Below are 12,072 nucleotides of genomic sequence, written 5' to 3' on the forward strand. Positions count from 1 at the left end.
GATCGGATCCAGTTCTTTAGGGCGTGGGGCAAATGGCGTGGAAATCATTTCCATTAGAACCAGCCCCCTTTACCCAGTTTGTCTTTCACAAAATCGACGTTATTCGACGCCCAGACCACAGCACATGCGACGGCCGCCGTAATGCCTACTAGTTTCAGAGTTGTTTTTTTCATGCTTGCCCTACCGTTGTGGGTTGTTGTTTGAACGGTAGATACAAAAACACACACCAAGCAGCGTGTGTAGAGGGTTTAAGCTATTAGGTTAAGCGACTAACCTATTAGGTTACAAAGGGACAAAAACGGAGAAAAAGAAGTGGCAAATGTGATGAAGTACAAAGTAAGCAAAGTTTATAATTTCATACTTTTATTTGCTGGTTAACGCTGTGATAACATGCGTAGTAGTAAGCTTTTAGTCATAGACATAAAGACAAGGAGTCATTAATGTCAAAAGATAGAAAGAATCCAATTCCAAATAGAAAAAAGAAAGATCGTGACACAGAAAGCGGCGGGCCGAGAGGGCCAGAGAGCACATGAATGTTCAAGACTGTAGAGAGCATTACTATACATTTTCAGCATCACTTTCAAGCGTTTCTAGACAGCTTTCGTTTGCTGGCATTGCTGTTGTTTGGATTTTCGTACAAAAAGAAGGCAACCAATATATTATTCCTGATAGTCTTGTTTCCTGCTTGATTTTTTTTGTTCTAGGGTTAGCGTCAGATCTATTTCAATATATGTATGCAAGTGCTGCATGGGGCTTGTTTGCTAGGAGAAAAGAAAAGTCGTGTGGCAACGAAGCTTCCTTTAAAGCCCCTTGGTACATTAATTTACCTACACTAACTTTCTTTTGGATTAAAGCTATCCTTGTGATTATTGGTTACGTTAATCTGCTTATTGTACTAATGGCATAATCAAAATATGATTTTATTATTTATGCATCAACTAAATTAATGAGGTAATGATACATGAGAAGGATTGTTTTAAGCTTCATAATGTTAACAATCATGTCTGGCTGCGCAACAGTGCAAGAGGAAACTAGAATTTCAACAGACCTTAGAGCTTCTGAGTACAATTCAATTGCCGCAAAATATATGGTTCGCCCAACGTTTACTTCACTAGAAAAGTTTAGCACAGGGGAAACAGTTCTAGCTGTATCGATGGACTCGTATAAAACTGACTCATATGGAAATAGCACAAATACGAATCGATACTTGGTCGATTACGCTGATGAGTATATAGCACTAATAGGTAAGTATATCGAATGGGAATCCCTTGCTATCAATAGACAAGATGCATTCACTAAAGACATTGGTAAAGCTACGGCATGGTCTAATGGGGCGAGTGCATCTCTAAAGTTTAGTTTTCATAGCGGAAACGAATACAAGCATTACTTATCCGTTAGCTTTTGCACAACAGTTTGTTTGGACGAACAAGCCCATTATTACACTAAGAAGGATGCTATTGAGCTAAAAAAACTTTTGGCTCAAATGAAAACAGGGAAAATAAACTTCTCTGACATTGATAGTGTATACAACTAAATTATTAACAATACGACTTAGACATATTGTTCACACACTCTCAGAGTGATTGTTTATTGGATGAAAATTTATGGGGGCATAGCCCCCTAAATTAGCATCAATACACCCTCCCTACTTTCAACGATTCATCTCCAAGTTGCTTCATCACGTAATGCCCTGCCGCCAATGCGTTAATCTTTGTTACTTCTATTCCTGTTTCTTCAGAGAGGTATTTCGCATCCCTTTGGCGTGCTTGTTTGCCTATCCACTGATATTGGCTATTGGCGATAACGGTTTTCGGTACTTCTTGACCACGCTGAAATGCGCTGTGGCACTCAATGGCATAGCGACGGCCCCCAGTGAAGCACTGACCTAATCTACCCTCTGCTTTACCAACACGGTTAGATGCGACAGCCAATTCTTCAAAGATGGCGGCCAATGGTTTCGTACCATCACTAAGTTCCCAAACAATCGCCGCAAAGCGTTCAAGGTTCTGCGGTGTTGGCTCCACCGTGATACCAAACTTAAACGGCTTATTACTGCGCCGTGCTTGTTTCGCTGCGGTATAAAACGGTATCCATGCGTTAAAGTGATGGGTTTGCTGGCGGTTAAACTTAATGTCTTTGTAATCCTCATACGGATCAAAGAACAGCACTTGTTTAGCTGTCACCAAGCCAAGTTTTTTAATGGCGGTGGTTTTACCGCCTGAACTAGTCGCCACATAGAACGCGTGCTTTAGCGGTAGTCGATTGTTTGGGTTCTTTGCCATTTATGCCGCCTCTGATTCCTGTGTATCGTCGTTCGCTGCTTCTTGGTTTGCTAGCAATGCGGCATCTTCGGCTTTCAACTGCTTAATCTGGCCCATCGAGTTGCTAACCAACTGTACAGCGGCAAATCCTGCGTTAATTTCTTCTTCATACTGAACAAGCCATTGCGGTAGTAGGTTGCCGTACTTAACCAGTAACGGGCCAAACTTTTCAATCGCGTTGTCTCGCGCCGCTGCATCAAACGCAAAGCGGGGATGAATGAAGACTTTCATTGCCCCTTCTAACCCCATCAAGGCTAATGCCGCTTCCGCTTTAGCGGTATCGACGGAATCAGTCACGACGGCATCAGGTTGTGGTTCATCTACTGGCGGCGCATCATCGGCGACATGTTCGGCATCCGCTTGGGAAAGGTCGCTTAATAACACCTGTTCATTATGCGTTTCGGGTTGTATTGCTTCGCTAACGTCGGTTAGATTTTCGGTTTCCATGCTGGTTACACTCCTTGTGGTTCTGGTTTCGTTTTACCTTTTAGGTAAAAAGCCAAGCCGCCTAACAACAAAGCAACAATGCCCCCTATCGCAACCGGATTTATACCGCTTTTAAGCGGTTTATCTTCGGTTTGGATAGCGTCGTTGTCGGTTACTGTTTCGCTATCAATAACGGTTAGTTCGGTTACTGTTTCGGTTTCAATAGCGGTTAAAGCGGTATCATCTCCATCAACAAAAGTTTCATCGTTAGCACTCAACGGTAAGACACTGTTAATTCCGCTATCCGATAACGCTTTGTCTGCGGTATCTTGCAAGTTGGCTTTGATATACGCCTGTCGTTCTTCGCCGCTGCGCTGGTCTGCACCACACTTAGGGCACAATGTGTAATACAAACCTAAACGCCGTTTGTTTTTCGGGGCTTCGCCTGACGTGGCCGCTTTATGCGCTCCGACTTGGTGAACCGTACACGCACACCCACAGTCAGGGGTTGAACACGCGATATACCCCACGACGGGGTTTTTGCTTTTACTCATGCATAAGTTCCTTTTGTTGCTTCTCCAAATCGCTAACCTTTCGGTTAACGCCCTTCATCCAAGACAGCACCAAGCGCAAAACAGGCACGGCTGGCTTAAGCATTAAATTGTTGTTGGCCTTATCGACCGCAATTTCAATTTGCTTGGTGGTGCATTCCAATTGATTAACTTCCATTGTTCCCTCTAAGTGCTATGTCACGGTACGTATCTCGCCACGGCGGTACTTAATACGTAAATCTGAGTCGATGGCGATAACTCGCCCCTGTTGTAAATCGTAAATGAGGTCTGACACATCTTCGTGTTGCCCCATAATGATTTTCAAACCACCCTCTAACGCACTGAATTCATCTGAGTTACAGTTATTTTCAGTGCTCCAAGGAGCGGCACGCCGTGCCTTTTTAAGAGCACCCGCTTCAACTTCTGAGGTTCTCATTAACTGATAACGCTCTGATTTAAATGCGTAGCTACCCCAAATAGCGTCACCGCATTCATCTTCAAATACGGTTTGTGCTGAAACACCAACGGGATATTTAATCTCTTCGGTGTAGTCGTTTTCTCGAATTTCATAATCAACATGTAGTGACTTTGCTACTTTGCAAAAGTCAGCCCACTTAGAATGGTCAGCTGCCATCACTGCATGATGTAGTTCTTCACTGTCTCCAACATCTGCCGCTGACATTCGACGTAAGCCTCGCCACAGCGTTACGCTACCACCACCCAACTGTTGGTATTGACGTATATTCCAACGTGATGCCCAAGCTCTGACACGTTGACATTCACTAGATGCATCTAGCCTAAACTCACCCTCTTTATCGATACCCTTTTCGATGTACTTACTGAGGTAAGAGGTAAAACCGCTTTTCTCAGGGTCTTCAAGTTCCCAATCAATCCTTGGCTTTATCTGTTCGCGAATAGCTTCAAGATCATCATTATCAATCGCTGCTTGAACTTCATCTTGTGACAACCCAAGCTCATGAACATTGGTGCGAATGGCCTCTAGCGCGAATGCCCAGATAAACACATCAAGGCAATGCTCAGGCATCATCAATAGGTAGTGGGCATGAGGCGTGCCGTCTTTATGCGGCTCTGCGACACGAAAACCCATGTATTCAAAGTCAGGTGCGCGTTTCTTAATTTTGGCTCTGGTATAAGTCCATACCTTCATTAATTGGTTTTGTGCTTGCCGAGGGTTAGCCCCATTCCAAGATTTACTATTGCGGTGATAAGTTGAAGGTGCGGTTTGAGTAACGAAGATGCCAACCCAGCCACGTTCTTTGGCTAACTCTTCAAAGCCACGACACCGGACAAACATCTCTGCGTAACGAATGGCTTGATTGCTCACCGTTCGCGAAACAACATCAGTTAAAGGAAATGCTTCTTCGGTGTCTTCATTCACGACAGACATTGCTTCTATAAAGGCGATTTGGTCTTGCATCTTCGCCCCCCACTCGTTGAAACCTCGTCGAGATATGTAACGGCTTTGACCTTTCCCTTTGCCGACATAGCCAAGGGCGATTTGTGAATATTCAGCATATTGGTCAGCTAGTTTTGCCAAGCGACCGCGCAACCAACGATCATTTTGCATTCGTAACGAAGCTGCTATGAATTGCTTTTCTGTCATTCGATTTTGAATCGGCGCACTTAAACCGTACTGATGGAGAATACGCGCTTGTTCAGTAACAACATTCCGCATTGCTAAAATAAAGTCTTCTCCCTCTGGCGGCTGATAGTTAACCAAGGCCATCGCGGTACGATCGGCAATTTCATGGGAGAGGTTTCGACGACGCTCTTTTGACATCAAAATATCGTGCGTTAAACGGTACGTACTCTTCGTTAACGCTTGAGTAATTTCCGGCGGTGTCTTTCCTGCGGTTTTAATTGAATAGTGAGACTTTTCCGTTTTGCTCATCTTTCGCTGATTAGCGTCAGTGAATGGGTACTGCTTCTTAATGTGCTTACCTGCAAACTCCCAACGTAAGCAATGCTCACCAAGAAAACGATCAACATTTGCGGTAGTCGCATTCTTACGTGCCTTTCGACTCGCGATACCGTTACGGACATCATCAACAACAATTTGCGGGAGTTTTACCGCCCATTCTGGAGCAAAGCGGTCTAACTCTTGGGGAATATTGGTAAGCATGTTGTTTAAGCCGAAACAACAAGGCGTTCATCGCCAGACAACGGAATAATGGCAATATTCGAGCTCATGAATGTAGGTTCTGACTTAGCATGATCTACCGCTCGCGCTACTGTCCTGTGATAGTTTGCATGAACATCAAAAGGAATAACCATATTAGGAATCGGCAAGCACTTATCATTGGAAAAAATCTCAACAGTTGTCATTATCTGCTCCTTTAACCCTTTGGTAACTCAGGCCACTTACCACCATTTCTCAATATTTGCCTTATAGACGATTCAGGATTATTGCTATCGTATAACCCCCAATAACGCTTAATACGTGGCTCTTTGTGGCGGTATTGTTTTTGTCCTAAATCCAAACACTGCACAAAAGCAAAGATGTAGCCGTTCGCTTGAGATTTAATACACAAGCAGTCTTTATGCTGCTCATCGAAAAGTAAGTTAGTATCAGTCTCTACTCTCATTGCTAGGTCCTCTCATAAATCCATAAATGGCTTCATCAAAAATCAAACGTATCGGCTGTCGAGGCGGTTTGCGCTCAATGGTTGAAACTGGAAAGTGTTTCGCTTTAAGCAATCGAAGTCGGTTTAAACTCGATTGGGTTTTTTCCGGTTCGAAATTAGTGCAACCTGCCATATCTGGGCACGGTAAATGAATCGGATGCATAGAAGTTGCCCTTAATCATTCACTGAATGCCAATCAGCTTTCGCTTGCTGGTAACGCTTATCAATATATGTGGCGAGGTCTTCAACCATGATGAGTGAAGGACTACGTTCTGAGTCACGCAATTTGAAGGTGGGAACAGGAAAGTCACAGGCTTTTACTTTTTGTTCGGCAGTTTTCGGGGTAATACCAAAAAACTCCTGACATACATTTCTAAGTTCAACTGTGGGGCTTTCAAAGCGTGCAAGTAATGCAAAATTTGTATTCATATATCACCTATGCAACTATGGAGAGTTAACTAAGAGCAACTATAGTTAACTCAAGAATGTCTCAATCGCTTAATGAGCATTATTGAGCACATTTTATAATCCTGCAACTATTTTGAGCACATAGGAGAATGTTATGAGCACGGTTGACGAACAAATTTCAGAACTCAAAAAGTTAACGAGCACAGCAAAAAACACCGATTTATCAAAAGCTTTAGGGGTTTCACCGTCAACCATTCAAACTTGGAGAATGCGAGGAAAGATTCCTGAAGACATTTTCATAAAAGCGAAGAGACTCGCAGAAACAGGTGTAATGACGCCAAAGGGTTACATCGCGTTGCAATTATTTGATATTGAAGTCAGTGCAGGGCATGGTGCTCTGATTGAAAGAGAAGAAGAATCAAGTGCAATGGTGTTTAGCGAGCGCTTTATTAGGCATGAATTAGGCTTTAACCCTAGTAATATTTTCTTGATGCCGATACGTGGCGACAGCATGAGCCCAACACTAAAAAATCAATGTGTTGTGATGGTTAATCGTGTTGATGGCTTTTCTACAGATGGGGTTTATGTGTTCCGCTACGACGGCCAGCTAATGGTAAAACGTCTACAGTTCTTACCGAGTGGCATTAAGGTTGTGAGTGATAACACGGCGTATGAAGCGTGGGAGCTCAGCAAAGGTGATTTAAAGGGTGCCGACTTTGAGATCATCGGTGAGGTGGTTTGGTCAGGGCAAAGGATGTGAGTCTATTAGGTAGACTGGCAGGATCAAAAAAGGAGCCACTTGGCTCCTTTTTAGTACTTCGTCAGACTACGCTGATTTACAAGTTTCTGGATCTTGCTTGCAAGTCAATGACGGTACTTTGCGCTCTAGTTCTGAAAGGGATTCCCAAGTCAGGCCGAAGCGCTCACACGGTTTCTTACCGTTAGCATACAACGAAGCAACGAATGCTTTCGCATTACTAGCCTTACCTTGTTTCATATCCACCTCTCCACCCAAACAGGGTATAAATAGCTCAATTATCAAGTGAGCACAGAGAACGCATTATATACGCGAACAAAAAAAATACAATTGGTTATTTATCCATGTATTTTAGCATTGCTTCCGTGCCATTACTGTAATCTTCTATCAGCGTAAAGCCCTGTTCTTTATAGTATTTTTTCACGCCTTCAACAGGGCCAATTAGAACAAATTTGTCCACTTCGGCGAACCCTTCACTAGTTAGGTATAAACCATATGCAAGGAATGCGTCAACAATTATTGGCAAAAACTTGTAGCGAAGATCAGCACTTGCGTCCTTTCTTTTTTCTATAAAATTTATTTCTACTGCTGTCTTATCAGTACTAATGCAGCCGATAGCATAGCCTGCACAATAGTATCCACTGACGGCGTCACCATAATAAGCGACACACTTAATTATATGCTCAGGGTTAGTAACCGCTCCCATCCAAGGAGAAGACTTCATAAAAAAGTCCCAAGCAATCAGACCTTGCTTTTGTAAATCTTGAACATCACCTAAAGTAACATCATCAACTGCTGCTGTTAGGGTGATATTCAACGGTAGAAATTCACTAGCATTTTCGGCGACAGCAACAAAAATCTCATCTTGAGTAGCTGCCAAATCAATAACCATTTAGTGAACTCTCCCAACCTACCATTAGCACTCTACGTATTACACTTAATAATATGCCAGTTCTATAGCTTAGATAGCAAGAGATCAGTGTCTAATACTCTTAACAAAAAATGGCTTAGTTCCCCTATAGATCCCCTAACACACACCAAAGCCCTTTATAGCCTAAAAGTCAGTCCAATCGAGCATGGGTGCGACAGATAAGCGAGAAGCTGAATACATGGTTAAAATCTCTCTATTTTTAAAGGCTTTAGCCATACATTCCATGACGGCAAAACTAGTTATGTTCAATAAAATTACTGCTTTTGTACCCCTAAATATCCCCTAAGGGATATTTTTAGGGACAGCAAGGAAGCAAAGCATTGTCAGAATGCGGGATTATACATACTGCCTCCCAATGCTTCAATTGAGCTCTATGGGGAAACCATCAACACCCTCTCTATCAACCAACTTAGAGACGGTATTTATGGCAACAGTTACAATAGAAAAGGTCATAGGAAAGAAAGCGATTAAACACAAAGCATCAATGTATCCCGCCAAATCCTCGATATGTACCATAAATTTCACTTTCTGCCCTGCCCCCGCAGAAATAGCAGGGATCAATACATGGCGATGCTGTTTAAGTAGGAGATCAACCGTGTTCATACGAGTGTTGCGTTACATTCGGCCTGAGATACAACAAATATCACTTAATCCTTCAACATCGCACCGTTAATCACCCAACCCCGTACAATTTGTCATTTCTGGACAAGCGTTTGACAGAACAGGACGCCAGATGAAGTTTTTGACATCTATCATGCGGAAAAAACAGCAATAAATTACAATTCACCGCAATAACTTAAAGCGTCATGCAATATTCGCATTAAGTATATTACAAGTGCATAACAAGCACATGCATATTGCGACAATGACCTCATAATAAAATAATGTCGCTCTCTTTTTTGCATAAAAGTCATTGGCTAAGCTAAGTAAATAACACGCAGCATCGCGCCAGTTAATTTAAATGAACGCAAGATGATGAATTTACAGTGACTCACCAATGATCGTTAAACATGCCTGATGTAAATAAATATAACAAGTAACAGCTTTTTAAGCTGCCAAACAAATTGTTACAAAAATAGGTATTAAGATGTTTAAAGATGTATTAAATGATATTGGCTATAAATTCTCGTTGGCTACGGGACTGGCGGTTTTAGTGACAGATATTCATGGTAATGAAATATCACCTCGCTTTAACTTTACTGACTTCTGCTTAAAAGTAAGGAGCTACGATCACTTATGTGAAACTTGCATGCGCTGTGATGTTGTTGGCGGGCTAGAGTCCCTCAGAGTAAAGTCAACGACACTATATCGTTGTCACACTGGATTAATCGACTTTTCCATTCCTGTGGTTATCAATGAAACCTTGGTCGCTTTTGTAATGTGCGGGCAAGTTAAGGTCGCAAGCTCGGCAGGTATTCCATCGATTACAAACCATTGTAACAACTGGCGTCGCTATGATGATCTCGTCAATCTCTATGAGGACCTCCCTCTTTCTACCACCGACAAAATATCTGCAGCATACGATATACTTAATGATATTATCGCTCACGCCATACCGAGTATGGATGGTTTTCCATCAAATGCTAAAACAAATGTAAATACCATATTGTCAGCGCATCAAAACTCATACAACAATAACAAGATAGAGATTGCCATTAGTTATATTAATAATAACTTATCGAGCAATTTATCTTTAGATAACGTGTCATATCACGCAGGAATAAGTCGCTGCCATTTCAGCCGTCAGTTTAAAGAGTATCAAGGCATTGGATTTAGCGCTTATGTTACACAACAACGAATTGGGGAAGCAAAGGCCCTTCTTGCCACAACCTGTGTGAAGATATGCGACATCGCGAAGAGAGTAGGGTTTAACAGCACCAGCTATTTTTCAAAAAAATTTACTACAGCCTGTGGTGTTACTCCAGAAGAGTTCAGAAGTATGAATCTAGGCCTGAACTGGCAGTCAAATAATACGTAAAAACATTATTATATTTGTCATTTTAAAATAAATTCTATCCAGAAACGCTATATGCATCTTCATAGCATATAGCGTAATCCAGCATTGCCTTTGTTTAGTGCAACAGATTAGACCTATAACAAATTAATTATAGCTTGCCATTTAATACTTCTGGACTTGGACTAGGTATGACGGCTTTGTTGACCAGCACCCCTTTTCCTTTTATGGACTCGCAGGCTACCTGCACTGCTGCCTGTACCGACGACACATCACCAATTAAAGTCACAATGCCTTTCCCACCGATCGCCATTGCCATATGGATATCTAATAACTGCACATCACTGGCTTTTACCGCCGCATCTGCCGCCTCAATGATCGCCGCCACAGAAAAAGTTTCAACAACCCCTAGTGCGCCAGTATAGGTAACCTCATTGGTTCCTGAAATAGCAGAAAATACATCAGGGTGGACGTTTGAGATAATAAGCTCGTCAACCACCGCGCCATCACCAATATGCAATCCACTCTCTATCGCGGCATTCACTGCCCCAATAGGGCCTGTGACAAGAATGACAAATTTGCCAGGGCAAATTGTACGGTGAAAAACAATTTCAACACTTGCTGCCTTTACCATCGCATCTGCCACTTCATAGCCGCGAGCAATCGAGTTCAATTCAATACATCCAATCGCATTTAGCATCATTCTTTCACCTATTTATTCTTATATTCAATCGTAATATCGCCACCAACGCTAACCACTTGCCCATCAATGCTGGCATGCACTGCGACGCTCAAACTATCGCTGGCTGGCTTGGCAAGCATTTGCCCCTTAGTCACCATGTCACCCACTGACACAATTGGTTCAGCTGGGCGCCCAATGTGTTGACTTAATGGAATTATCACCCGCTCCACAGCTGGAATATCAGCTCTGAAATCAGCCACTTTATCGTAATACTTCAACACTTCGAGTCGTCGCATCAATCGCTTCGTCGCAACACCGCGATAAGCTCGGAGAGGATGAATATCTCCCATTGCGGCTTGTAGCGCTGCCGGGGGTTGTAAACGTTTATTGGCTCCTAATGCTTGTTTCGTCAGTCCACAAACTCGACTAGGGTCTAAACCTTCTGGGCATGACCACACCGTACAAAGGTTACAGCCACAGCAGCCTTGTGAGGCCATCGCATGGCTAATGTCCATGGATGTTTGCAAAGTACGCATCACCTTTTGTGGGTTAATGGGATAACCAAGTAAACCTCTTGGGCACATCACTGAACATTGACCACACTGATCACACGCCGATTTGGCCATTTTGACAACTTGCTTGTCGCTGCGTTGTTTAATTTTCGCCAGACGACTATCAGCACGCAGCACCAACAATCCACTGGATATCTTGGTAATGGGTTTAGAGAGATCAGTCGTAACACTGCCCATCATTGGCCCGCCTTCTATCACCACAAAGTCATCACAAAGAATATCCCCAGCTAAAGCAATCGCCTCGCGATAACTCATCCCTATCGGTAGGTCTGCGGTATAAGGAGTCTCGACTTCACCATGCACAGTGACCATACTATGCGTAACAGGCACGTTTTGACTGGCATGGTAAGTATTGATAATAGATTCAATATTGTTCACCACAATACCAATATCTTTCGGCAACCCGCCAGCGGGAATTCGTTTTCCTGTCGCTTGATAGACCAGTTCAACTTCGTCACCTGCAGGATAAACATCCTCCATTTCCAACAACGTAATATTGCTCGGTAAGTGGGGTTTCAGCATTTTTATTGTTTGAGTGTTTTTTTTCTTTACCCCAATAATCCCAGTTGTTGCCCCAACTTCAGCCATGGCTAACAACATGCCTTTTATCAAGCTCTCATGATGGAGCTGCATTAATACTTGGTCTTTATTTAATAAAGGTTCACACTCCGCCCCATTAGCAATGACGGTATCAACCTGACAATCAAGTTTAATATAAGTAGGAAAGCCAGCACCACCAGCGCCAACGACGCCACCGTGTTGTAGTTGTTGTAAAAATGGTTTCATCCATCTTCTCCAAATATTGTCTTTTTATTTTGTTTGTAG

General features: G+C 42.8%; 17 protein-coding genes. 4 read left to right on the top strand and 13 right to left on the bottom strand.

Translation table 11 applies throughout. The features are described from left to right. The first annotated feature begins 529 nt into the window (after positions 1–529). Positions 530–907, top strand: a complete 378-nt coding sequence (locus ACKLNH_RS18970) for a hypothetical protein (protein ID WP_413113835.1) — start codon at positions 530–532, stop codon at positions 905–907. Between the two features lie 54 nt (positions 908–961). After that, the gene (locus ACKLNH_RS18975; RefSeq protein ID WP_413113836.1) at positions 962–1,534 is read left to right on the top strand and encodes a hypothetical protein; all 573 of its coding nucleotides are present in this window, start codon (positions 962–964) and stop codon (positions 1,532–1,534) included. Between the two features lie 97 nt (positions 1,535–1,631). Here ACKLNH_RS18975 and ACKLNH_RS18980 read toward each other — a convergent pair whose 3' ends face one another. The 8 genes from ACKLNH_RS18980 to ACKLNH_RS19015 form a co-directional block, all read right to left on the bottom strand. After that, positions 1,632–2,282, bottom strand: a complete 651-nt coding sequence (locus tag ACKLNH_RS18980) for a hypothetical protein (protein ID WP_413113837.1) — start codon at positions 2,280–2,282, stop codon at positions 1,632–1,634. Then, complete coding sequence (locus tag ACKLNH_RS18985) at positions 2,283–2,768, bottom strand: hypothetical protein (protein ID WP_413113838.1); 486 nt, start codon at positions 2,766–2,768, stop codon at positions 2,283–2,285. It lies immediately after the preceding gene. Positions 2,769–2,773: 5 nt separating this feature from the next. Next, positions 2,774–3,301, bottom strand: a complete 528-nt coding sequence (locus ACKLNH_RS18990; protein WP_413113839.1) for a hypothetical protein — start codon at positions 3,299–3,301, stop codon at positions 2,774–2,776. After that, positions 3,294–3,476, bottom strand: coding sequence for a hypothetical protein (locus ACKLNH_RS18995; protein ID WP_413113840.1), 183 nt, complete (start codon positions 3,474–3,476; stop codon positions 3,294–3,296). Before ACKLNH_RS18995 ends, ACKLNH_RS18990 begins: the two co-directional genes overlap by 8 nt. A gap of 15 nt (positions 3,477–3,491) precedes the next feature. Further along, the gene (locus tag ACKLNH_RS19000) at positions 3,492–5,441 is read right to left on the bottom strand and encodes a replication endonuclease (RefSeq protein WP_413113841.1); all 1,950 of its coding nucleotides are present in this window, start codon (positions 5,439–5,441) and stop codon (positions 3,492–3,494) included. A 5-nt stretch (positions 5,442–5,446) separates the two neighbouring features. Continuing rightward, on the bottom strand, positions 5,447–5,644 hold the full coding sequence (locus tag ACKLNH_RS19005) for a hypothetical protein (RefSeq protein ID WP_413113842.1): 198 nt from the start codon (positions 5,642–5,644) through the stop codon (positions 5,447–5,449). 11 nt (positions 5,645–5,655) lie between these two features. Continuing rightward, positions 5,656–5,904, bottom strand: coding sequence for a hypothetical protein (locus tag ACKLNH_RS19010; protein ID WP_413113843.1), 249 nt, complete (start codon positions 5,902–5,904; stop codon positions 5,656–5,658). Positions 5,905–6,117: 213 nt separating this feature from the next. Then, positions 6,118–6,372: a pyocin activator PrtN family protein gene (locus ACKLNH_RS19015; RefSeq protein ID WP_413113844.1), complete on the bottom strand. Its 255-nt coding sequence runs from the start codon at positions 6,370–6,372 to the stop codon at positions 6,118–6,120. Positions 6,373–6,505: 133 nt separating this feature from the next. On the opposite strand from ACKLNH_RS19015, the gene ACKLNH_RS19020 reads away from it, so the two are divergent. Then, positions 6,506–7,111: a LexA family transcriptional regulator gene (locus ACKLNH_RS19020; protein ID WP_413113845.1), complete on the top strand. Its 606-nt coding sequence runs from the start codon at positions 6,506–6,508 to the stop codon at positions 7,109–7,111. A gap of 66 nt (positions 7,112–7,177) precedes the next feature. On the opposite strand, the gene ACKLNH_RS19025 is transcribed toward ACKLNH_RS19020, so the two are convergent. From ACKLNH_RS19025 to ACKLNH_RS19035, 3 genes are all read right to left on the bottom strand, one after another. Beyond that, positions 7,178–7,348 (bottom strand): hypothetical protein, encoded by a 171-nt coding sequence (locus ACKLNH_RS19025; RefSeq protein WP_413113846.1) that lies wholly within the window; start codon positions 7,346–7,348, stop codon positions 7,178–7,180. A 94-nt stretch (positions 7,349–7,442) separates the two neighbouring features. Continuing rightward, positions 7,443–8,000: a hypothetical protein gene (locus tag ACKLNH_RS19030; RefSeq protein ID WP_413113847.1), complete on the bottom strand. Its 558-nt coding sequence runs from the start codon at positions 7,998–8,000 to the stop codon at positions 7,443–7,445. Positions 8,001–8,399: 399 nt separating this feature from the next. Continuing rightward, complete coding sequence (locus ACKLNH_RS19035) at positions 8,400–8,642, bottom strand: hypothetical protein (RefSeq protein ID WP_413113848.1); 243 nt, start codon at positions 8,640–8,642, stop codon at positions 8,400–8,402. A 484-nt stretch (positions 8,643–9,126) separates the two neighbouring features. On the opposite strand from ACKLNH_RS19035, the gene ACKLNH_RS19040 reads away from it, so the two are divergent. Next, positions 9,127–10,017 (top strand): PocR ligand-binding domain-containing protein, encoded by an 891-nt coding sequence (locus tag ACKLNH_RS19040; RefSeq protein WP_413113849.1) that lies wholly within the window; start codon positions 9,127–9,129, stop codon positions 10,015–10,017. Positions 10,018–10,144: 127 nt separating this feature from the next. Here the strand turns inward: ACKLNH_RS19040 and ACKLNH_RS19045 are convergent, their stop codons facing one another. After that, positions 10,145–10,696 (bottom strand): BMC domain-containing protein, encoded by a 552-nt coding sequence (locus tag ACKLNH_RS19045; RefSeq protein ID WP_413113850.1) that lies wholly within the window; start codon positions 10,694–10,696, stop codon positions 10,145–10,147. An 8-nt stretch (positions 10,697–10,704) separates the two neighbouring features. Further along, positions 10,705–12,033, bottom strand: a complete 1,329-nt coding sequence (locus ACKLNH_RS19050) for a 4Fe-4S dicluster domain-containing protein (RefSeq protein WP_413113851.1) — start codon at positions 12,031–12,033, stop codon at positions 10,705–10,707. Between the last annotated feature and the right edge of the window lie 39 nt (positions 12,034–12,072).

This window comes from Thaumasiovibrio clandestinus, assembly GCF_047250365.1.
GTDB lineage: Bacteria > Pseudomonadota > Gammaproteobacteria > Enterobacterales > Vibrionaceae > Thaumasiovibrio.